The 19,580-nt window shown below is 55.8% G+C and carries 23 protein-coding genes and 1 tRNA gene; 15 read left to right on the top strand and 9 right to left on the bottom strand.

Annotated elements, in window-relative coordinates:
• Window positions 1–44: 44 nt before the first annotated feature.
• Complete coding sequence (locus GRX76_RS11565) at window positions 45–2,081, top strand: bifunctional 2',3'-cyclic-nucleotide 2'-phosphodiesterase/3'-nucleotidase (protein WP_160153459.1); 2,037 nt, start codon at window positions 45–47, stop codon at window positions 2,079–2,081.
• Window positions 2,082–2,334: 253 nt separating this feature from the next.
• On the opposite strand, the gene GRX76_RS11570 is transcribed toward GRX76_RS11565, so the two are convergent.
• Together GRX76_RS11570 and GRX76_RS11575 are read right to left on the bottom strand one after the other, a co-directional pair.
• Window positions 2,335–2,411, bottom strand: a tRNA-Arg gene (locus GRX76_RS11570).
• 108 nt (window positions 2,412–2,519) lie between these two features.
• Window positions 2,520–2,807, bottom strand: coding sequence for a DUF6471 domain-containing protein (locus GRX76_RS11575; RefSeq protein ID WP_160153460.1), 288 nt, complete (start codon window positions 2,805–2,807; stop codon window positions 2,520–2,522).
• A 134-nt stretch (window positions 2,808–2,941) separates the two neighbouring features.
• Between GRX76_RS11575 and GRX76_RS11580 the strand changes: the two genes are divergently transcribed.
• The 7 genes from GRX76_RS11580 to GRX76_RS11610 all read left to right on the top strand — a co-directional run bounded on the left by GRX76_RS11580 (window position 2,942) and on the right by GRX76_RS11610 (window position 7,990).
• On the top strand, window positions 2,942–3,346 hold the full coding sequence (locus GRX76_RS11580) for a DUF2170 family protein (RefSeq protein ID WP_160153461.1): 405 nt from the start codon (window positions 2,942–2,944) through the stop codon (window positions 3,344–3,346).
• Window positions 3,343–4,038 carry a PspA/IM30 family protein gene (locus GRX76_RS11585; protein WP_160153462.1) on the top strand — a complete coding sequence of 232 codons (696 nt, stop codon included), beginning with the start codon at window positions 3,343–3,345 and terminating at the stop codon, window positions 4,036–4,038. The genes GRX76_RS11580 and GRX76_RS11585 overlap by 4 nt, the downstream gene beginning before the upstream one ends.
• 90 nt (window positions 4,039–4,128) lie before the next feature.
• Window positions 4,129–5,115, top strand: coding sequence for a potassium channel protein (locus tag GRX76_RS11590; RefSeq protein WP_236250327.1), 987 nt, complete (start codon window positions 4,129–4,131; stop codon window positions 5,113–5,115).
• Window positions 5,100–5,750, top strand: coding sequence for a YjfK family protein (locus tag GRX76_RS11595; RefSeq protein WP_160153464.1), 651 nt, complete (start codon window positions 5,100–5,102; stop codon window positions 5,748–5,750). The genes GRX76_RS11590 and GRX76_RS11595 overlap by 16 nt, the downstream gene beginning before the upstream one ends.
• 15 nt (window positions 5,751–5,765) lie before the next feature.
• Window positions 5,766–6,182, top strand: a complete 417-nt coding sequence (locus GRX76_RS11600) for a DUF350 domain-containing protein (RefSeq protein ID WP_160153465.1) — start codon at window positions 5,766–5,768, stop codon at window positions 6,180–6,182.
• Between the two features lie 14 nt (window positions 6,183–6,196).
• Window positions 6,197–6,799, top strand: a complete 603-nt coding sequence (locus tag GRX76_RS11605) for a DUF1190 domain-containing protein (RefSeq protein WP_236250328.1) — start codon at window positions 6,197–6,199, stop codon at window positions 6,797–6,799.
• A 12-nt stretch (window positions 6,800–6,811) separates the two neighbouring features.
• On the top strand, window positions 6,812–7,990 hold the full coding sequence (locus GRX76_RS11610) for a glutathionylspermidine synthase family protein (protein ID WP_236250644.1): 1,179 nt from the start codon (window positions 6,812–6,814) through the stop codon (window positions 7,988–7,990).
• A gap of 37 nt (window positions 7,991–8,027) precedes the next feature.
• Here GRX76_RS11610 and GRX76_RS11615 read toward each other — a convergent pair whose 3' ends face one another.
• Together GRX76_RS11615 and GRX76_RS11620 are read right to left on the bottom strand one after the other, a co-directional pair.
• Window positions 8,028–8,777, bottom strand: coding sequence for a pseudouridine synthase (locus GRX76_RS11615; RefSeq protein WP_160153467.1), 750 nt, complete (start codon window positions 8,775–8,777; stop codon window positions 8,028–8,030).
• Complete coding sequence (locus tag GRX76_RS11620; RefSeq protein ID WP_236250329.1) at window positions 8,774–9,253, bottom strand: YchJ family protein; 480 nt, start codon at window positions 9,251–9,253, stop codon at window positions 8,774–8,776. The genes GRX76_RS11615 and GRX76_RS11620 overlap by 4 nt, the downstream gene beginning before the upstream one ends.
• 47 nt (window positions 9,254–9,300) lie before the next feature.
• Between GRX76_RS11620 and GRX76_RS11625 the strand changes: the two genes are divergently transcribed.
• Window positions 9,301–9,618, top strand: a complete 318-nt coding sequence (locus tag GRX76_RS11625) for a hypothetical protein (RefSeq protein ID WP_160153468.1) — start codon at window positions 9,301–9,303, stop codon at window positions 9,616–9,618.
• 78 nt (window positions 9,619–9,696) lie between these two features.
• Here GRX76_RS11625 and GRX76_RS11630 read toward each other — a convergent pair whose 3' ends face one another.
• Entirely contained in the window at window positions 9,697–11,337 is a 1,641-nt protein-coding gene (locus GRX76_RS11630; RefSeq protein ID WP_160153469.1) for a PAS domain S-box protein, read from the bottom strand.
• Between the two features lie 247 nt (window positions 11,338–11,584).
• On the opposite strand from GRX76_RS11630, the gene GRX76_RS11635 reads away from it, so the two are divergent.
• From GRX76_RS11635 to GRX76_RS11645, 3 genes are read left to right on the top strand one after another with little or no spacing between them, the layout of a single operon-like run.
• On the top strand, window positions 11,585–13,072 hold the full coding sequence (locus GRX76_RS11635; RefSeq protein ID WP_160153470.1) for an amidohydrolase: 1,488 nt from the start codon (window positions 11,585–11,587) through the stop codon (window positions 13,070–13,072).
• A 2-nt stretch (window positions 13,073–13,074) separates the two neighbouring features.
• Entirely contained in the window at window positions 13,075–14,385 is a 1,311-nt protein-coding gene (locus tag GRX76_RS11640; protein ID WP_236250330.1) for an amidohydrolase family protein, read from the top strand.
• A 36-nt stretch (window positions 14,386–14,421) separates the two neighbouring features.
• Window positions 14,422–14,811 carry an MAPEG family protein gene (locus GRX76_RS11645; RefSeq protein WP_160153471.1) on the top strand — a complete coding sequence of 130 codons (390 nt, stop codon included), beginning with the start codon at window positions 14,422–14,424 and terminating at the stop codon, window positions 14,809–14,811.
• A gap of 108 nt (window positions 14,812–14,919) precedes the next feature.
• Here the strand turns inward: GRX76_RS11645 and GRX76_RS11650 are convergent, their stop codons facing one another.
• The 3 genes from GRX76_RS11650 to GRX76_RS11660 all read right to left on the bottom strand — a co-directional run bounded on the left by GRX76_RS11650 (window position 14,920) and on the right by GRX76_RS11660 (window position 16,593).
• Complete coding sequence (locus GRX76_RS11650; RefSeq protein ID WP_160153472.1) at window positions 14,920–15,222, bottom strand: YebG family protein; 303 nt, start codon at window positions 15,220–15,222, stop codon at window positions 14,920–14,922.
• A 70-nt stretch (window positions 15,223–15,292) separates the two neighbouring features.
• Window positions 15,293–15,943 carry a LysE family translocator gene (locus GRX76_RS11655; protein WP_160153473.1) on the bottom strand — a complete coding sequence of 217 codons (651 nt, stop codon included), beginning with the start codon at window positions 15,941–15,943 and terminating at the stop codon, window positions 15,293–15,295.
• Window positions 15,943–16,593 (bottom strand): DUF924 family protein, encoded by a 651-nt coding sequence (locus tag GRX76_RS11660; RefSeq protein WP_160153474.1) that lies wholly within the window; start codon window positions 16,591–16,593, stop codon window positions 15,943–15,945. Before GRX76_RS11660 ends, GRX76_RS11655 begins: the two co-directional genes overlap by 1 nt.
• A 276-nt stretch (window positions 16,594–16,869) precedes the next feature.
• Between GRX76_RS11660 and GRX76_RS11665 the strand changes: the two genes are divergently transcribed.
• Genes GRX76_RS11665 through GRX76_RS11675 form a run of 3 tightly spaced genes read left to right on the top strand, consistent with a single transcriptional unit; the run spans window position 16,870 to window position 18,718 of the window.
• Window positions 16,870–17,757, top strand: a complete 888-nt coding sequence (locus tag GRX76_RS11665; RefSeq protein ID WP_236250331.1) for a DUF6249 domain-containing protein — start codon at window positions 16,870–16,872, stop codon at window positions 17,755–17,757.
• 12 nt (window positions 17,758–17,769) lie between these two features.
• Complete coding sequence (locus GRX76_RS11670; RefSeq protein WP_160153475.1) at window positions 17,770–18,324, top strand: sigma-70 family RNA polymerase sigma factor; 555 nt, start codon at window positions 17,770–17,772, stop codon at window positions 18,322–18,324.
• Window positions 18,317–18,718, top strand: a complete 402-nt coding sequence (locus GRX76_RS11675; protein WP_201276802.1) for a hypothetical protein — start codon at window positions 18,317–18,319, stop codon at window positions 18,716–18,718. The genes GRX76_RS11670 and GRX76_RS11675 overlap by 8 nt, the downstream gene beginning before the upstream one ends.
• A 111-nt stretch (window positions 18,719–18,829) precedes the next feature.
• Here GRX76_RS11675 and GRX76_RS11680 read toward each other — a convergent pair whose 3' ends face one another.
• On the bottom strand, window positions 18,830–19,375 hold the full coding sequence (locus GRX76_RS11680; protein ID WP_160153476.1) for an LEA type 2 family protein: 546 nt from the start codon (window positions 19,373–19,375) through the stop codon (window positions 18,830–18,832).
• Window positions 19,376–19,580: the final 205 nt, after the last annotated feature.

Consider the following 19,580-nt stretch of genomic DNA (forward strand, 5'->3'; position numbering starts at 1 on the left):
GCGGGCTAACCGCCGCGCCTTTTTAAAGACCAAGGGAAAAAATAATGCGGTTTTATTTTCGAGCACTTCTGGCCCTTTCCGTCGTGGGAGGAGCACTTCTAACGGGTTGCAGTGACAGCAGCCGCAATAACCTGGCGTTACCCGTCGATGCTGGCGAAGGTGTTGGCGGCACGGTACAGGCCGATCTGCGCCTGATGGAAACCACCGACATTCACGCGAATGTGATGGATTACAACTATTACGGGGATGCCACAGACCCAAAAGTGGGCCTGGTGCGCACCGCGATGCTGATCAAAAACGCGCGCACAGAGCTCGACAATCCGCAGAACAGCGTACTGGTCGACAACGGAGACTTGATTCAGGGCAGCCCCATGGGCGACTGGCGTCAATCCGAGGGGTTGGCAGAAGGTGAAGTCCATCCGGTTTTCAAGGTGATGAACGAGCTGCAATACGATGTGGCCAATTACGGTAATCACGAGTTCAACTACGGCCTGGGGTTCCTGGAGGAAAGCGTCGACGACGCCAACTTCCCGTACATCAGCGCCAATATTTTTGTCGACGATGGCGATAGCGATGACAGCAACGATCAGCTGTACTTCGAGCCCTACAAACTGGTGGAAAAAACGCTGTTGGATCGCAACGGCGATGCTCGTGACATCACCATCGGATTTATTGGCTTTGTGCCACCACAGATCATGCAGTGGGACAAAAACAATCTGGAAGGCAAGGTGAAAACCCATGATATCCGGGCCATGGCAGAGCGCTTTGTACCGGAGATGCGGGAGCAGGGCGCAGACATCGTCGTTGCCATACCGCATTCCGGTATCAGCACAGGGGAATACCGGGCGGCGGAAAATGCCGAAAACAGCAGCTGGCACCTGGCGGACGTTGAGGGTATTGATGCCATCATGTTCGGCCATAGCCACCTGTTGTTCCCTTCCAATAATTATGAAAATACCGAAGGTGTAGACATTGAACGTGGCACCATCAAAGGCGTGCCCGCGGTCATGCCGGGTTACTGGGGCAGCCACCTCGGGGTGATCGACCTGGTGCTCGATTATGATATCGGCGCCGACAACTGGGTGATCACTGAAAGCACGGTGTCCACGCCGGCGATCTTTGCCGACAATGCAGCTGCGATCGAGGCAGATGCGAATCTGGTAGCGATGCTGGCGGCTGACCACCAGGCGACCATTGATTACATGAACCAACCCATCGGCGAGTCCACCGACGATATTTTCAGCTTCCTGGCGCTGGTGAAGGATGATCCATCGGTGCAGATCGTCAGCGATGCCCAGAAGGCGTATGTTGAAAAGCTGATTGAAGGGGATGTGAACCTGCAGCATCTGCCGGTACTCTCGGCGGCTGCGCCCTTCAAGGCCTGTACCCGAGATGGCATCTGCGCAGACGAGAGCAGTTTCACCCTGGTTTCCAAGGGGGAGCTGAAAGTGAAGAACGCTGCCGACCTCTATCTGTACCCCAATACCCTGATGGCGGTAAAGGTAACCGGTGCGGAGCTGGTTCAATGGCTCGAGTGCTCGGCTTCCCAGTTTAACCAGATTGATACGAATTCCAGCGCGCGCCAGGAACTGGTGAACTTCAGCGGTTTTCCCACCTACAACTTTGATGTCATGGATGGCGTGACCTACCAGATTGATGTCACCCAGCCGGCGCGCTATGACCGCGACTGCGTGAAAATCAGTGATGGCAGCCGTATTGTTCAGCTCCAGTATCAGGGCGAACTAGTGGCGGAAGGCGACGAATTCCTGGTTGCGACGAATAATTACCGCGCGGGTGGTGGTAAGTTTGCCGGCACGGGTGGCGAGCACATCGTTATCGAATCTCCGGATGAGAACCGCACGGTATTGTCCAATTACATCAAAGAAAATAGCCCGGTAACGCCTACTGCCGACGGCAATTGGTCATTTGCACCGATGGAGACTGGGGTTGATCTTCAGGTTGTATTTCGGGTACCGAATACCGATCGGGCTGGAAACTTTGTTGCCACCCAGGCGCCTGAGGCTACGTTCCTTGAGGTGAATGAAAGCAATGAGGCGGTTTACGAGTTGAACCTTCAGTGAATGGCCGGATAAAACATGGGCAAGGTTCGCTCCTGCTGGTTCGGATCTTTTATCCATTAAGGTGAGGGCAGCAGGGCAGCAGGGCAGCCGGGGAGGATGGACTCAAAAAACACTAAGGTGTTTTTTGACCCTGCGGGCTCGCTCTGCTCGGTCTTAACTCGCTTTGCGAGTTAATCGAACCTGGGAGTTTCTCACCCGACCAAGAGCGCCATACAAAAAAGGCCCGATCCTTACGGATCGGGCCTTTTTTGTATGGCGCGCTCGGGAGGATTCGAACCTCCGACCGCTCGGTTCGTAGCCGAGTACTCTATCCAGCTGAGCTACGAGCGCGTTGGGAGGCGAACAATACGGATCGTAGTGGATCAGGTCAAGTAAATTTTCAGAAAATTCTTAAAAATCAGCCGGTTATCCCGGGGCAGGGGCCGCGGCAGGATTTCATCATTGTTTTTGCAATTCTCGCGTCTGCTTGAGAATATCGGTCAGCGCACCACCCTCGACCCCGAGCACATCGAGAATCGCGATAAACAGGTCGGCAGAAAACATGCATTTGCTGACTTTGCTGCGCAGGTTTTCCGCGGTAACGGTGATTCCCCGTTCTGCAAGGGCATCCGCGAGGTCGTTGTAGCGCACGTTTTTCAGCGCCATAGAGGCGCGTATGTAACGGGCAGTGGCCTGCTTGTAGGGGGTCAGGGCGCGGTGGTTATCGAGGCTTTGCTTGTGATCCATAGTGTCCTCTCTGATTTGTTGCTCATAATAACCGTATGTGTCTTATTTGCAACAAAAGTGCTTGATAGGCATTGACCGTCAAATTTTTACTGTTATATTTGTGACTCATATTCCACATCAACAAGGGAGTTGAAATGACCTGGAACAATGAAAACCTGCGCCAGCTGGCCGAGCAGCATCCTGACTGGGTGGTCGAGGCGGAGGGCGATTGCCTGAGTGTTTCCAATGATGAAGGCGTCGATGCCTTTGTTTATGTGGGCGAACGGCAGATCGTAGTCGAAAGCATCCTGTTTCCTGTCAGCCAGGTAGAAGATGCGGCGGCACTGAACAAGTTGATCCTGCAGACGCACCAGCTGGTGCCGCTGACCACCGTGGCGATCAAGAATATCGGTGGTGAAGAATACTACGTTGCCTTCGGTGCGCTATCCGTCTCCAGTAAAGACGAAGTCGTGATTGAAGAAATTGAAACCCTGTTCGGCAACGTGGGCGATTTCCTGGATTTGTACTCAGCACATTTTGAATTGGAGGGCGTAGCATGAGCCTGAAAAAACTTTGGACCGCTCTGCGTGGTGCCGTAAATGAAGGTACCGAAGCCATTGCCGACAGCCAGTCTCTGCGTATCCTGGATCAGGAACTGCGCGATGCAAAAACCGAGCTGAAAGCCTGTGATGAAAACCTGACCAAAATCATGGCCAAGCGCAAGCTAGCCGAGAATAAGGCGAGTGCACTGCAGGCGGATATCGACAACTACACCAACCATGCCATTGCTGCCAGCGAGAAGGGCGATGAGGCCCTGGCGATCGAGTGCGCTGAGCGCGTCGCCGACCTGGAGTCCCAGCTGGAAATGGAGCAGAGCATTCTGCAGGGTTTCAAGTCTTCCGAGACGACCCTGAAGAGCAATATCTCCAAGGCCAAGGCCAATGTGCGCCGTATGGAGCAGCAGATCGACCAGATCAAAGCGACCGAGTCCGTGCAGAAGGCCCAGGTGGCGGTGTCTTCCCGTCATATGGGTGCCAACAGCAAGGTGAAAACCGCGCTGGACAGCATGGAGCGTATCAAGGCCAAGCAGCAGCAGCGCGCGGCTGAGCTGGAAGCGGCGGAAGAGCTGGCCACGGAAGAGAGTGGCTCCAGTCTGGACGCCAAACTGAAGCAAGCCGGCATTACGCCCGGTGGCCAGGTGAATGGTAGCGACAAGCTGGCGCAGCTGCTGGCCAAACGTACCCAGGCTTAAGGCATGGTTTTGTATAAAGTGCGACGCCTTTTGGCGTCGCTTTTTATTAGGGCCTCAGGAACGACGGTTATCCTCGCCTCGGCAATTTATGTGCTGGGCAGCTACCTGCTGCTTTCACTTGCCGGAGAGGCGGACATCACCGCGCCGGAGAATTTCTTCTACTGGCTGGTGGTGACTGCCTCCACTGTGGGCTTTGGCGACTTTTCGCCGGGCACACCAATGGGTAAGTTGGCCGTCAGTCTCTGGGTTATCCCCCTTGGCTTGAGCCTGTTTGCGATGATTGTTACGCGCGTGGGCTTCGGTATTTCGGAATTTGTACAGCGGGGCAAGAAAGGTTTACGCAAAATGAGCCATCAAAACCATACCGTGATCATCGGCTGGAACGGCACCCGGACTGTGCGCCTGATCGAGCTGCTACTGTCCAAGACCAATGGTAACTCGGCTGAGATAGTGCTGTGTGTTGAGGCGGATATTGAAAATCCCATGCCCAAACAAATCGATTTTGTACGGGTGGAGTCATTTTCTCACGCGGAAAGTATGCAGCGTGCCAGTCTGGACAAGGCGGCGCGGATCATCATCGATAACCCTCTGGATGATGTCACCCTGACTACCGCACTTTTCTGTGAAAAGTTGAGCCCGAACAGCCATAAAACCGCGTACTTCCAGGATGAAAATGTCGGCGAGCTGTTGCGCAGCCACTGCCCGAACATCGAGTGTATTCCCTCGGTCGCGGTAGAACTGCTGGCGAAATCCTCTCTGGATCCGGGTTCTGCCCGCTTGCACCGGCAATTGCTGGACAGTACCTATGGTATGACGCAGTACAGCGTGGAGTATCGTGGAGAGCAGCCTCTCCCAGTGGGCGCATTGTTTGATCATTTCAAGCATGACCTATCTGCAACCTTACTTGGCGTGCGCCGATCGGGGGAACAGAAGATTGCGATTAATCCGGCACTGAACGAGAATGTCGCCCCCGGCGATACCGTCTACTACATCGCTGCAGAGCGTTTACCGGAAAAACGCTGTTTTGACATAAAGATTACCGACAGGGAAGCGCTCGGCGAATGTTTGACAAACTGATCAATAAATTCAAAAAGCCAGAAGTAAAACCGCAAACTCCAGAAATCATGGGGTTGCGGATGGGGGCAAGCTTTGAAGTCGACCCTCTGGCTATCCGCCTGATACTGGATGAGCTGGCGATTGAGACCTTTGAACCTACCCAGATCATCAAGGCGGCCGGTGTAGTCGAGCTGGATGGCACCTGGGTTTATCGCTTTTATACCGATGACGATGCCTGGTTACAGGTGGTCGCAGAGGGCGGTCAGCGGGACGAAAATGTGGTGGATGTAAAGCTCTTCCATTTTTATGACACTCGCGATGTCGCCACCGACACTGCCTGGAATAATCTTTTGAATCGCGAAATTGGGGCCGCCAGTTATACGCTGGATGGTCGCAATTACGAGCGTGTTTGGACCGCCACCGGGGATTACCACAACCCGGTACATATGGTGGAAACCACCTACGACGAAGACGGCGATCATTCCAGCACGGATCAGTTCACCATGCTGTTTGAGCGCCCGCTGTCGGATCAGCGCACCGAATCCTTATTTCTTTCTGCGGAAGAAAAGCTGGAGGCCGGGGGTTACCTCAGCCGCTGCCTGGTACTCAGTACCGGTATTTCTCTCACACCCTCACAAATAACCATTCACGGATAACAAGGAGTAGTACCCATGGAACAGTCTTACGAATTAATGACTGGTATCCTGCATTTTGCCGCTTATTTCGGCCTGTCACTGGTGTTGTTGATCGCCTTCAAGTACCTGTATGCGCTGGTCACGCCCCACGATGAATGGAAATTGATCCGTGAAGACAAAAACGTCGCGGCGGCCATTGGTTTCGGCGGCGCGGTGCTGGGTTTTGCTATTGCCCTTGGGGGTGCCGCAAGCAACTCCGTATCCCTGCTGGACTTCGCTACCTGGGCGGTTATCGCATTGGTTGCCCAGCTGCTGGCATTCGCGATTACTCGCTTCCTGTTTATCCCGCGCATCGTTTCCCGCATTGAAGAGGGTGAAATCAGTGCTGGTGTCATGCTGGCCGCTACCACCATCGCGGTCGGCGTACTGAACGCTGCCTGCATGTCCTACTGAGTGGAGGCCGTGCAATGAAATCTTTGAAACGTACCGCGACGATCGATCTCGACCGGATGCGCAAATCCACTGCGCGTAATTTTGTTCTGCGTCCGATTGCGCTCGGCATCGTGGCTGCCCTGATGGGGTGTAGCTCCAAAGAAGAGGTGAAAGTTGTTGCTTCTGTAGAGGACTGTGTCAATCAGACAGAACTCGACCAGAAACAGTGCGAGGCCGCTTACCAGCAGGCACTGCGTGAAGCGGAGCGCACTGGCCCGAAATACGACTCGCGCCATCTGTGTGAAGTAGAGTTTGGCAATTGCCGGCAGACCGGCAGCTTCTGGCTGCCATTGATGACCGGTTTTATGGTCGGACAGATGCTCGACAGTCGTGACCGCAATTACTACTACAACCCGGTTTACCGCTATAGCAATCCGTATTCCGGGAATTACGACCGTTTGATGACCTCCGATGGTAGCGTGCTTGGTCGTTCCGGCAAGGTGAACTACACGGTGCCAAGCTCGGCAACCAAGCCCAAACCTACAGTGACCAAAACCGTGTCCCGTGGCGGTTTCGGTTCCGTTGCGTCCGCCAAGTCCAGCTGGGGTGGCGGTCGTTCCGGGGGCTGGGGAGGCTAAGCTTTGCTGCGCATGCCCATTAACCCGCGCCCGGACTGGAAGGAAAGGGCGCGGGAGTTCGGCTTCGGCTTTCACACCATGTATGGCGAGCCCTACTGGGATGAAAGTGCCTACTACCAGTTCACCCTCGAGCAGATAGAGCGGGATCTGGAAGACCCCACCGAAGAAATTCACCAGATGTGTCTGGAAGTCGTTGCCCGTGTATTGGCGGACGATGAGCTGATGCATCGCTTCTGTATACCCGAACGCCACTGGGATTTTGTGCGCAGCTCCTGGGAGAATGGCGATCCCAGTCTCTACTCCCGCCTGGATTTTGCCTACACCGGTAAGGGCCCGGCAAAACTCTACGAGAACAACGCCGATACCCCCACCAGTCTATTTGAAACCGGCTTCTGGCAGTGGTTGTGGCTGCAGGATAATGTCGACCGCGGGGCCTTGCCACGTCAGGCCGACCAGTTCAACAGCCTGCAGGAAAAGCTCGTTAATCGCTTCCGCGACCTGCAATTCCTGACGCCTGGCCGTGCGCTTCACTTCGCCTGTTGTAAAGATACCGAGGAAGATCGCGGTACCGTGCAGTACCTGCAGGACTGTGCGCGGGAGGCGGGGATCGAAGAGCACTTTGTGTTCGTGGAAGATATTGGCCGCGATGCAGAGGGGCGCTTCACCGATTTACAGGATCGGGTGATCAACTGGATGTTCAAACTCTATCCCTGGGAGTTTATGTTCCGCGAGGAGTTCGGCGAGTATCTGGGCGGCAATAACATCCGCTGGTTGGAACCGCCGTGGAAGGCCATTCTTTCCAACAAAGCGCTGTTGCCGATGTTGTGGCGAATGTTTCCCGGGCATCCGAACCTGTTGCCGGCATTCTTTGAGGATGAGTTGGGTCGGGCCGGCGAGTTTGGCGAATTGGTGAAAAAGCCGATTTTTTCCCGCGAGGGGGCCAACATCTCGATTGTAAAATCGGCAGCCTCAGCAGACTCTTCCTCTAAAACGGAAGCCTTGTCCGATGGGCCCTATGGGGAAGAGGGCTATGTTTATCAGGCCCTGTACCCACTGCCGAAATTTGGCAATAACTACACCCTGATTGGCAGCTGGCTGATTGACGATGAGGCTGCCGGCATTTCCATTCGTGAAGACAGCGGCTTGATCACCCTGGATTCCAGCCGCTACTTGCCTCATATCATTCTCTGATTTTTCTGATTCTCTCTGCTCGTCGCTGTGAAGCGGGTTAGGGCATTTCCCAAGCCAGGGATTCAACCAGCGAACGGAAGCACCCTTGAAGCGGTGCTTCCAGTTTCAGGCGCGCGCCACTCACCGGGTGATCCAGTTCCAGACGGTGAGCGTGGAGTAGTAATCGCCCGCAGCCAAAATGTTCCGCAAAGAAACGGTTATGCACGGATTTGCCGTATTTGGGGCAGCCGATCAGCGGGTGCTGGATATGCTTGAAGTGACGGCGTATCTGGTGGCGGCGGCCGGTCTTCAATTGTATTTCCACGAATGAGTAGCGGCTGCTGGGGTAACGGTCTACCGCGATGGGCAATTCAGCGGTATCCAGCCTGCGGAACAGGGTAACCGCCTCCTGGCGTGGCAGCTCGCTCTTGGGGCGTTTGCGCTGGTGTTTGAAGTCGCTTACTGGTGGCAGTGGATAGTCGATGGTGCCGCTTTCCGGGCAGTAACCGCGGCAGACGGCAAGGTACTGTTTGACGGTTGTGTCACTCTCCATCTGAGCCTGCACCTGGGCTGCTACTTCGCTGCTCTTGCCAAACACAATGACGCCGGATGTGGGTTTGTCCAGCCGATGAATGGGGAACAAGTGGCAGCCAGCCATATCCCGCAGGGTTTGCAGCAGGAACCGGGTCTCGTGGCGGTCGATGGAAGAGCGGTGCACCAGCCAGCCTTCAGGCTTGTAGGCGGCGAGTAGCTGATCGTCCTGGTACAGGATTTCCGGAGAGGCTAGCGGGCTTGCTTCCTGATTCATTCGGGCCACTGGTCCAGGGGGCCGAGATATACCCAGCGTTTTTTGTGTAACTTGAACAGGGATATCTCGTGCAGCGCGTATTCCTGACCGTCGTCCAGGTACCATGCCTTGAACTCGACGATCGATTTTTTCAGGCCCTGCTTGCTTTTTATGACCTCTAGCCTTGACCAGTCGGTGGTCAACTCTTCGGCGTTCAGTTCCGGGCAGGTGTCCGGATGCCAGCTCTTCTGCAGGTAGGGAATATTCTTGGTGACATAAGCTGTGAACCGGCTGCGCATCAGGGCTTCTGCAGTATTGGGGTAGGATTTACCGCTAAGGTAGAGGCTGCAACACTGGGGAGCTGGTTTTGCGGAGCCACAGGGGCAGGGCTGGGACATGGTTCGGAGTACTTCTTCCTGGATTTTGGCGCATAGCGGCATGATAGCAGTGGAGGAGGGGGACTGGCAGGTCAGTCTTTGCAGGGAAATCGGCGCCACAGCTGCTAACCTCAATAAAGTAGTGAGCACTATTCACAGGTAAGGTTATGAATCGCTGGAGTCTGGCCATCGCCCTCGGGCTGTGTTTCTCCCTGTTGTCGATTTCAGTCAATGCGCAAACGGAAGATCCCGGCCAGCCCCAGCTCGGCGGCGGTCAGAGCCCGAACCTGAGCTTTTGCCAGGAGCGATTCTACGAGGAAGATGATGGTCTGCTTCGCTGTAATTGGGCGGTGAATTTCAACTTCGCCTGCTTCGTTTCTTATCCTTCCAATAAGGTGATTCAGGCCGGGTCGAAAATCTCCGAGCCGGAAATTGTCGGTGAGTGCGACAATGGGGAAAAAATCATCAAGATACTGCACTACTAATCTTACCGGACCATTTATAGCCCAGACAGTTCAAAGCTCAGGGCACCATTTATCTGCGGACTTTTGCCTGTGGCTGCGTCAGGCTACGGGTTCCGGCGCAAGGTGCCCATCTGCGAGCATGGTTGAAATTTTCTGTTGCAACTGATCGTAGGTGAAGGGCTTTTTGATGCAGTCGAGAATCCCATCCGCCAGAATTTCCTGTACTTTGCTTTCCACGCTGTAGCCTGTTGACAGCATGGCTTTGATACCGGGATTGATTCTTTTTAGTTCTGAGAACAATTGCTGCCCATCCATTTGCGGCATGATCATATCCAGCAGCACCAGATCGATTTCCGCGAATTGGTCCCGGTAGAATGCGATGGCCTCTTCTGCCGTCGCGAAAGTTTCTACCTGGTGGCCGTGCATCTCAAACAGGGCTTTGGAGTAGCTGCGAACAATGGCTTCGTCATCGACCACCATCATACGAATGGTGCGCTCCGGACTTTCCGCTTTCGGATTATTTTCCAGGTGCTTGCTGCAATCTTTGATGATGGGTAAATAGAGGTCGAAACAACTGCCCTTGCCGGTTTGTGAGCGGCACTGAATCGCGCCTTTGTGGAGGTGTGTGGTTCCGTAGACTGCGGCCAGTCCAAGCCCGGCGCCGCGCCCGCTGGCCTTGGTGGTAAAGAACGGCTCAAAAATTCGCTGACGCACTTCTTCCGTCATCCCCATGCCATTGTCACTGACATTGATACGCAGGTATTGGCCGGGCTCAATCTGAAAGTCTGATATAGCAATTGTTTCCTTCACCGTGACATTGCGGGTGCTGAACACCAGCAGGCCACCCGCAGGCATGGCGTCTTTGGCGTTGATGCCCAAATTGAGAAGCGCGCTCTTGAGCTGTGCCGAGTCGCCCTTGACGTGGGGCCGCTCGGCATCCAGTTGTTGCTGGATGGTGATCCTGCGGTCGATGGTGCGCTCCAGCATCGCGCACACATCGCGCACTATGTCGTGGGTGTTGCAATCATGTAGTTGGTAAGAACCCTTGCGGGCAAAGGTCAGCAGCTGTTTGGTCAGCTCGGCGGCATGGTGGGCGGTGGTCAGGATCTGGCTGGCGTATTCGGCGATTTTGGCATCGTAGGTCATCTGGTGAATGACTTCGGCAAAACCGGCAATCCCATGGACCATATTATTGAAATCATGGGCGATGCCCCCGGCCAGCTCGCCAATTGCCTGCATTTTCTGCGCCTGGCGAAGTTCTTCTTCCAGTAGCCGTTGCTTGGTGATGTCACTGCCGATGCTGAGTACACCGATGGTCTCGCCATGGTCATCGATCAGGATTTTATTGGTCCACGCGACCCAGACCCGGGTGCCGTCTTTGGTGATGTTTTCGTTGACGTTGTAGCGGTGTTCTTCGGGGTAGTTGCAGATATGTTGCATCAGGGGGCGGAGGTCGCGGCCGGTGCTTTCGTTTTCCGGTACGATGGTCCCTATTACGTGTTTGCCGATAATCTCCGTTTCACTGAACCCGAAGAAATTCTGTGCATATTCGTTGAAGAAGGTGATTTCGCCGTTTTTATCCCAGCGCAAGATGATGGAATTGGCATGTTCAACCAGTTCGCGGTAGCGCTCTTCGCTTTTGCGGAGTGCCTCATAGACCTCCTGCGAATCCTGCCGGGGTTTAGGCGGGGCCTCTGTGTCTGTCAGCCCACTTGGGTCTGCTGCTGAGGTTTTTTCCATCCGTCCATCCTGGAGCCAGGGAAAGAAACAAGATTGCAACACGGCTTCTAGCAATTGTCTAGCGATAGGGTTGCTCCGGCAATGGCCGATTTATTGCAGTAATTCGCCTTGCAGATTAGGCCTGATACGTCTTCATTATTTTGGCGTCGTGCGCCGGAGGCTGACGTTCCGGGTGGCTGGCGGAATTTTGAATTACTGCTAGCATGGGGCCAATTTCCTGATAACAGCAAAACAAGTAGGAGGGGGGATGCAAACAGATCCACGATATATAAAAAGTACCCATACCCAAACCCATGTCGGTTTGTTTAAAACGGGCGTTTCCAGTCGGCGGCTACTCTCCCTCATTGCCAGTGCAGTGCTCGGGGTTTCGGTTGTGGGCTGTGGCGGTGACGATAAGCAGAGCGACGGAAAGGGAGCGGACTATGCCCGCCAGGGTGCATTTCCCTCTAGCTACAAAGCCAGCGAAGCAGCACCGGTACTGATCCGGGGCGCGACACTGCTGACCGGAACCGGAGAGCAGCTGGCCAATACCGATCTGTTACTCAAAGACGGCAAAATTGCCGCGATTGGGGAGGGGCTAAAAGCACCTCGTGAGGGGCGGGTGGTGGAGGCCGCGGGCAAGTGGGTAACGCCTGGCATCATTGATGTGCACTCCCACCTCGGGGACTATCCCGCACCTTCCATCGAGTCATCCCAGGATGGCAACGAGATGACCTCCCCGAATACCGCTCAGGTATGGGCAGAGCATTCGGTATGGACTCAGGACCCCCAGTTTGCGCTGGCGCTGGCTGGCGGCGTGACCAGCCTGCAAATTTTGCCCGGCTCGGCGAACCTGTTCGGCGGTCGCGGCGTCACCCTGAAAAATGTACCGGGCCGCAGTGTCCAGGATATGAAATTCCCCGGCGCCCCCTATGGATTGAAGATGGCCTGCGGTGAGAACCCCAAGCGGGTATACGGGGGTAAAGGTACTTTGCCGTCGACCCGAATGGGCAATGTGGCGGGTTACCGCCAGGCCTGGATCTCTGCGGCGGCATACCGGGACAAGTGGGATGACTATCACAAGAATGGCGGCGATGCGCCCGATCGGGATTTGCAGATGGAAACCCTCGCCGGCGTATTGAACGGCGATATTCTGGTACACAACCACTGCTATCGCGGCGAAGAAATGGCCATCATGATGGATGTGGCAAAAGAGTTCGGTTTCCAGATCTCTACCTTCCACCACGCGGTAGAGGCCTACAAGGTGGCCGACCTGCTGGCAGAGAACAAGGTGTGTGCTGCCATGTGGGCGGACTGGTGGGGCTTCAAGCACGAAGCGTTTGATATGACCGAAGCCAATATTGCCATCGTCGATCAGGCCAAGGCCTGTGCCATGATTCACTCGGATTCTGCCATCGGGATTCAGCACCTGAACGAGGAAACGGCGAAAGCGATGATGGCGGGGCAGCGCGCCGGGTTCCATATCGAACCGCGCCATGCGGTTGCCTGGATGACACTGAACCCCGCCCGGGCGCTGGGGATTGACGAGGTCACCGGTAGCCTGGAAAAAGGCAAAATGGCGGATGTCGTGGTCTGGTCCGGCAACCCTTTCAGTGTTTACTCGAAAGCAGATCAGGTCTTTATTGACGGGGTACTGATGTACGACCGCAAGGATCCTGAGCGCCAGCCCCATAGTGATTTTGAACTGGGCATTCTCGATGCCGAGGGCGAGCGTTTACCCGAAGGGGGGAATTAATCATGAGAGCAATGCAATCTCTGAAAATCGTGGCCTTGGCGTGTGCCAGTGCGTTTGCGGGGAGCTCGAGCTTCGCGCTGGCCCAATCACATGAACCCGGTACTTTTCTGATCAAGGGCGCCAAGATCATTACCCTGAATAATCAGGGTACTCTGGAATCTGCTGACCTGCTGATTCGCGACGGCAAAATCGCACAGGTGTCGGAAGACCTGGGTACGCTGACTGCGGATGTGGTTATTGATGGCCGGGGTAAAGTGGTTACTCCCGGGATCATCGCGCCCAGCAGTGAGCTGGGCCTGACAGAAATCGGTGCGGCAGCATCCACCAATGACAATGCGATTGTGGATACGTCTATCGGTGCGGGATTCGATCCTGCAGTGGCGTTTAATCCGCACTCCACACTGATCCCATTTAACCGCGCTGGTGGTTTGACGCGCGCGGTGGTGCTGCCGTCCAGCGAGGAAAAAATCTTTGCCGGCCAGGGCTTCGCGATCAAGCTCACTGGGGGTTACGACAGTGTGACCGACACAGGTCTGGTGCAGAAAGTGTATTTTGGTGAGTACGGTGCGCAGCTCGCTGGTGGCAGTCGCGCACTGGCCTTTGCACAGGTAGAGAAGGCCTTGAGTCAGGCAAAGGAATACGCAGACAATCGCGCTGCGGTGCGCCAGGGTGAATGGCGGGAGCTAGATTACTCGCTGGAGGATCTCGAGGCTTTGCAGCCGGTGTTGAATGGCAAGCAGCGAATCTTGGTCACCGCCGACCGCGCCAGTGATCTGTTGCAGCTTTTGGCGCTGGCGCAAAAATTTAACCTCAAGCTGATCATTCAGGGGGCTGCAGAGGGCTGGATGGTTGCCGATGAGCTGGCTCAAGCCGGTGTGCCGGTAATTATCGACGCACTGGGTAATACTCCCGATGCCTTCGAGAAATTGGGGGCACGGATGGACAACGCGGCCTTGATGCAGAAGGCGGGCGTGACCCTTGCCATCAGCGGCCCGGGCTATGCCGGGTCTCACAACAGCTATCTCTCCCGACAGGCGGCAGGTAATGCGGTGGCTTACGGCTTGCCGTACGAGCAGGGAATCCGCGCAATTACCGCAAATGTGGCGGAGATCTTTGGTCTCGAGGGTGGCTCACTGGCGGTTGGTAGTCCCGCAGAACTGGTGCTCTGGAGTGGTGACCCCTTGGAGGTGACCAGCTATGCGGAAATGCTGTTGATTGACGGTAAACCCCTGTCGCTGGTCAACCGGTCGACACGATTGCGTGATCGCTATCTGCACCCGAAGGCCGGTACCGAGCACGGATATAAACAGTAGTTATGTATTTAATAATTGAAGTAAGGAACTGCGAAGATGAGTGTTGAGATTACAGCTCTGTATGGGAGCTTGTGCGCGTTACTGGTGATTGCCCTGGCATTCAAGGTGGTGACCTTCCGGCGCGGGAAAAAAGTGGGGATAGGGACCGCTGGCGATAAAGAAGGGGAGGTAGCGGTCCGCGCCCATGCCAATGCCATTGAGTATATTCCGCTGGCATTGATTCTGCTGTTGGTGGCGGAAATCAACGGCCTTTCCCATGTCTGGCTGCATGTCCTGGGTGCATCTCTGGTCCTTGGACGACTTCTGCACGCGGTGGGTTTCACCGTTGGCAAGGGTGGGTATCACCCGGGGCGTTTTGTCGGCACTCTGCTGACCTGGATCGTGATCCTTGCCCTGGCGGTAATCAACCTGCTGTGGCTGTTTTAATCCAGCTTGGTTTCAAGTAAAAACACCCGATAAAGCCCCAAAAAAAAAGCCCGGCAAGCCGGGCAGAGTACAGGGATGGAATCAGTGTGTCGCCAGGAAGGCGACCGCTTATTGATTGGCCGCCAGCGGGGTGACGTTTTCTTCCGCTACCGGTGACGGCTCATTGGCCTCGTCTTCGGCCAGCAACTCTTCCGGCTTTCCTTTACAGGCTTTCGCCAGAACTTCGCGACGCTTGGCAAGCATCAAGCCAATTTCTTCACTGGCTTCTTCAGAAACACCTTCAACATGGCGCTCGATCAGCGCGGTGATGTTGGCGGCCAGTTCCAGCATTTTGTCGTGTTCTTCGGCATCTTTTTTGTTGTCGAACATGGCTCCGTCTCTATCGCATTTCCAAACCGCTACTACCGCCATAGTGGCCTCCTGTAACCGTGTGTTGTTGTCAATGTGTATGTATGTACAGTATCTGTATAAATGTTCAGTGTCAACCGAGCGTCCATACAAGCCGCGCGGCAAGGCCTATCAGCAAAATACCGAATAACTGCTGTAACCGATGGCTCCAGCTGCCGCCACGTATGCCGCGCTTACGACCAATGTACACCAGAGTGGCGATCAGTAGATACCAGGCGGCATCAATACCGCCGGCGAGGGTCGCCATGGCGATTTTGGTGCTGGTGCTCTGGCCATCGCTAAGGAACTGGCTGAAGAGGGCAGTAAAGAAGAGGGCTACCTTGGGATTGAAGATTGCGATGGCGAATCCCTGCATGGCGGCGCGAACCGGTGAAGCGGGCAGCGATTGCTGCGGCTGGTCTGTGGCATCGTCAATGGGGCCCGCCGCTGCACTGGAATTCGGGCTTGGCGCCGAGAGGGCCTTCCAGCCAAGGTAGAGCAAAAACAGCGCGCCGATCCATTGCAGGCCGGTAAACAGCGCGGGTGACTGGGTCAGGAGCAGTGTCAGCCCGAGTGCAGATAGCAGCGCATAAAGACCGATTGCCAGGCCGTGGGCAAGGGCGCAGGCAGTACCATTGACAAGACTTGCGCTGGCATGACGCAGCACAATGAGTAAGCTCGGGCCAGGAGACATGGCGCCAAGGGCGCAAACCCCGGCCAGCGACAGCCATTCCAGAATACTCATCAGAAGCCCCCTCCATTGTCCAGCCAGGCCTGCTCTGCGACCGAGGTGTCTCGGCCCAGTGCGTTATTGCGGTGCGGGTAACGTCCGAATTCATCGATAACCGCCTTGTGGGCCACGGCGAACCGGTAGTAGCCTTCCGCCGCCTGTGTGTCGCTGTCGTCTACCCCGGGGCCGCTGAACGCCTGTCGCAGTTGGTCGAAGTAGGCCACAGACTGGGCCTGGATCTCGCCGGATTCCGAATGTTCCAGCGGCATGCCCACAAAGGCCCTCTGGTGCAGGCCGAATTCACCCTGGCGATTCTCGCGGACGATGGTTTGGCCGATATCCAGTGCCAGCGGGTCGCCGGCAAAGGCTGTGGGCTGTCCACGGAAAATATTACGGCTGAACTGGTCGCATAACAGGATCAGGGCTAGCTCACCGCGGGAGGATTCCCGCCAGTGATCCAGCTCACCCGCTTGGGCGGCCTCCACGGTAGCGCCAAAGTGTTTGCGGATCTGCTGGTCGAACTCGTCACTCTTCTGAAACCAGCGGTTGCGGCTGGCGATATCGGGCATTGCCTGCAGTTCGTCGCTACCGAACCAGAAATTGAGGACCTCTGAGGTGGTAACGGTACCCCGGAGGGCAGAGGCTTGGCTGGAATCTGGGGTCATGTGTTCCTCTTGGTGAATTTTTTACTGGGGTTGCATCCAAATCAGGCTTGGCCCGCGTCCATTCAGAAGAAAGGAAAAGCCCACCCTGGGTCGATAATGCGGCAAAGCGGTGAACTGTGCTGCTTAAAAAAGGTACTATTTGGCGCTGAACGCCGTTTTTCGTCGGGGCTTTGGCGAAAAAGTGGTCAGAATGGCCTTTGTTAGCTTCCCGGGTATGTGTTTGTAGATGGTGTTGTGGCTGATTTTGCCCCCTGTAGCAAGAGCGAGATAAAACGAATGAGAGCGAGAAATTCAAAAGTACGCAACGGCCTGCCGGCCTGGGGTATTGCGATTGCGGTTGCCCTGGGTCTGGGTGTGTCCGGCAGTGTGCTGGCGCAGAGCGACGAGGTCGTGAAGCCAGTACCGCCGGCCCCTCCGGCGCCGGTGATTGTGGTACCTGAGCCTCCGGAAGGTAAGGTGACCAAGCAGGTTCGAATCCTGCGCCAGGAAGACGGCAGTCTGCGTATCCATACGCGGGACGAAAATGGCGAAAACGCCGACGTGGAAATCAACCTCGGTGAGGCCTTCGGCGGCGCGGTGACCCAGCGCATTTATGAGAAGCTGGAGGAGAAGGGCATCCTCGATGAGAAGGGGCTGGTTATTGAGGAGGCGCTGGAATCAGTGCCGCGCAATATCCAGATTGGCATCCAGGCCGACCTGGAGCGGGCCCAGCGGGCGGAGGAACGTGCTGAGCGCGCCAGGGAGCGTGCAGAAAGAGCACGTGAGGACAGTCACCATGACCATCACTACGAGAATTACCGGCCGCAGGATCTGGAGTGGCTGATTGCGGTCATCGCGATTCTGGCGGTGTTCGGCACGCCGATCATGATTGTCTGGCTGGCGACCCGTAACAGCTATCGCAAGAAACAGCTGGTGATGGAGAACATCAACCGCATGGTCTCGGAAGGCCGTGATATTCCGCCAGAGTTACTGGATGCACTGGAGGGCGAAAGCACCAGCAAAGCCAAAGATCGGGGCTTTACCCTGATTGCGGTCGGCGCTGCGATCTTTATCTGGCTGACCGCGGCTGGCGGTCTGGGAGCGGGTAGTCTTGGCCTGATTCCGCTGTTTATCGGTGTGGCGCGCTACATCAACTGGAAGCTCGATCAGCAGCAATTCGGTTAAGGACAACCATCCATGAACCTCGATGATGAGGATCTGATCAGGCGCGTCGTCGACGACGGGGACCAGCGGGCTTACGCCCAGCTGGTTCGTCGCTATCAGTCACAGCTGCGATTCTCGCTCCGTCAGCTGTGCGATGGCGACCAGGGGTTGGCGGACGATATGGCGCAGGAGGCTTTTATCAAAGCCTACAAGGCGCTGCCGGCATTTCGGGGTGATGCGCGATTCAGCACCTGGCTGTATCGCATCGCCTACAATCTGGTCATGAGCCACAAGCGCAAGAATGCGCCGGATGTGGATCAGGACGCGGTCGATCGCGCCCAGGCCCAGGAAAGCGTCGAAGAAGCGCAGCAACTGGGGATGGCCAGGGACCTGAATTCAGCGATGGGGGAGTTGAGTGACGCCCAGAGGCAGGCGGTGCATCTGTGTATGCAGCGCGGCTTTTCACACGAAGAGGCGGCAACCATTATGAAGTTGCCGCTGGGCACGGTAAAATCCCACGTTAACCGCGCCAAGGCCAAATTGCAGACACTGCTACAGGCTTGGCGAGAGGAGGTAGTCAGTGGCTGACTTCAAAACAGAGGGTAGTTCCACAGGTATGGTCATCAGAAACGGTGTTGTGCAGCCCGCAGGGCCCGCTAGCGAAGTGGGTGAGCCGGATTTCGACACCTGGCTTTCCCAGCAGTTGCAGTTTAGCGAGCCCCATCTCGATGATGGCGGCTTCTGTGATCGGGTAATGGCGGATTTGCCGCCGGTACCGGCAAAGCGGATTGAGCGCCGGGCGACCCGTTATCAATACGCTGCTGTGGTCGCGGCATCGGCGATTGTCTGCTGGCAGTTCCCGCTGGAGCAGATGTTGACCCAGATGGCGGAGCAAAGTATCAGTTTATATAGCCTGGTGGGGGTGGGTATTCTCAGCTCTATCGTGGCGATGACCGGTGGTATTTGGGCTGCACGCCGCTAATCTAACCGTTGCGAGAGGGCCGACGAAAAGTCGGCCCCTTCTGGTTTTCTCGTTTCCCGTCTAATTCCCTATCTATATCTCCCGCCGACTCCTTGTCACGCTGACTCCTTGTTACCGATGATATTGTCCCAGCTGTATATCGCCGCGCCGGGTTACTTTGATCGAAGGCAGAATTGACTGCCGCAAACCCAGCTTGGCTTCCAGTTCGTAAGGCACCGTGTTGCCCTGGAGTCTGAGAAGCTCCGCCGCTGCCATAAAGGAGCCCATCAGGTTGGCCGAGGCATCTACCACTATGGCCTCCTGCCCGTAAGCGGGAATGGTCGGGAGTTCGCTGGAGGTACCGGTAATTACCTTGTGCCCCGCAAGTTTCAGGGTGTAATAGAGCCCGGATAGTGCCAGTTCACTACGGTTGGGATTAAAAACTCGCAAGTGGATACGAAACCGCAGGTCACCGCTGTGGTTGTTTGGCAGGGGTTCCAGCGCAGTCACCTGGACCTCGGGCTTTTCGAAATCTGGCGACAGCACGGCGCAGCCCTGGAGCAGGGCTGCGGAAATAAGCATTGCCCAGATCAGGGCGATACCTCGAATACGGCTCCAGCCGGATGCCCATTCGCTCTGGTGCTTCTTTGCGCAGCGTTGGTCAATACGATGTTTCACAGTTATCCCCTTGTAAATCTGGATGTGCTTCACGGAAACCGGGTTGGCCAAAAGTGATTACCCGGAAAACCTTGTTCTGTTTATTCGTCCCCCTGTAGACAGTAGCTGCCTGAGAGGGTTCGGAGAGACCCGTTAGGTCCTTGGTTTACGGTGCGTTTGCGCTTATATGGCAGTTCACGGGGGCTGCCACTGAAGGCTATACTCA

This window comes from Microbulbifer sp. ALW1 (assembly GCF_009903625.1).
In the GTDB taxonomy this organism is placed as follows: Bacteria; Pseudomonadota; Gammaproteobacteria; order Pseudomonadales; family Cellvibrionaceae; genus Microbulbifer.

Excerpts from the sequence above, each read along its gene's own strand:
- GRX76_RS11565 (WP_160153459.1), top strand. The coding sequence starts at position 45 with ATGCGGTTTTATTTTCGAGCACTTCTGGCCCTTTCCGTCGTGGGAGGA.
- GRX76_RS11670 (WP_160153475.1), top strand. The coding sequence starts at position 17,770 with ATGAACCTCGATGATGAGGATCTGATCAGGCGCGTCGTCGACGACGGG.
- GRX76_RS11660 (WP_160153474.1), bottom strand. The coding sequence starts at position 16,593 with ATGACCCCAGATTCCAGCCAAGCCTCTGCCCTCCGGGGTACCGTTACC.
- GRX76_RS11605 (WP_236250328.1), top strand. The coding sequence starts at position 6,197 with ATGAAATCTTTGAAACGTACCGCGACGATCGATCTCGACCGGATGCGC.
- GRX76_RS11635 (WP_160153470.1), top strand. The coding sequence starts at position 11,585 with ATGCAAACAGATCCACGATATATAAAAAGTACCCATACCCAAACCCAT.
- GRX76_RS11625 (WP_160153468.1), top strand. The coding sequence starts at position 9,301 with ATGAATCGCTGGAGTCTGGCCATCGCCCTCGGGCTGTGTTTCTCCCTG.
- GRX76_RS11585 (WP_160153462.1), top strand. The coding sequence starts at position 3,343 with ATGAGCCTGAAAAAACTTTGGACCGCTCTGCGTGGTGCCGTAAATGAA.
- GRX76_RS11610 (WP_236250644.1), top strand. The coding sequence starts at position 6,812 with ATGCCCATTAACCCGCGCCCGGACTGGAAGGAAAGGGCGCGGGAGTTC.
- GRX76_RS11640 (WP_236250330.1), top strand. The coding sequence starts at position 13,075 with ATGAGAGCAATGCAATCTCTGAAAATCGTGGCCTTGGCGTGTGCCAGT.
- GRX76_RS11655 (WP_160153473.1), bottom strand. The coding sequence starts at position 15,943 with ATGAGTATTCTGGAATGGCTGTCGCTGGCCGGGGTTTGCGCCCTTGGC.
- GRX76_RS11600 (WP_160153465.1), top strand. The coding sequence starts at position 5,766 with ATGGAACAGTCTTACGAATTAATGACTGGTATCCTGCATTTTGCCGCT.
- GRX76_RS11630 (WP_160153469.1), bottom strand. The coding sequence starts at position 11,337 with ATGGAAAAAACCTCAGCAGCAGACCCAAGTGGGCTGACAGACACAGAG.
- GRX76_RS11580 (WP_160153461.1), top strand. The coding sequence starts at position 2,942 with ATGACCTGGAACAATGAAAACCTGCGCCAGCTGGCCGAGCAGCATCCT.
- GRX76_RS11575 (WP_160153460.1), bottom strand. The coding sequence starts at position 2,807 with ATGGATCACAAGCAAAGCCTCGATAACCACCGCGCCCTGACCCCCTAC.
- GRX76_RS11645 (WP_160153471.1), top strand. The coding sequence starts at position 14,422 with ATGAGTGTTGAGATTACAGCTCTGTATGGGAGCTTGTGCGCGTTACTG.
- GRX76_RS11650 (WP_160153472.1), bottom strand. The coding sequence starts at position 15,222 with ATGGCGGTAGTAGCGGTTTGGAAATGCGATAGAGACGGAGCCATGTTC.
- GRX76_RS11665 (WP_236250331.1), top strand. The coding sequence starts at position 16,870 with ATGAGAGCGAGAAATTCAAAAGTACGCAACGGCCTGCCGGCCTGGGGT.
- GRX76_RS11615 (WP_160153467.1), bottom strand. The coding sequence starts at position 8,777 with ATGAATCAGGAAGCAAGCCCGCTAGCCTCTCCGGAAATCCTGTACCAG.
- GRX76_RS11595 (WP_160153464.1), top strand. The coding sequence starts at position 5,100 with ATGTTTGACAAACTGATCAATAAATTCAAAAAGCCAGAAGTAAAACCG.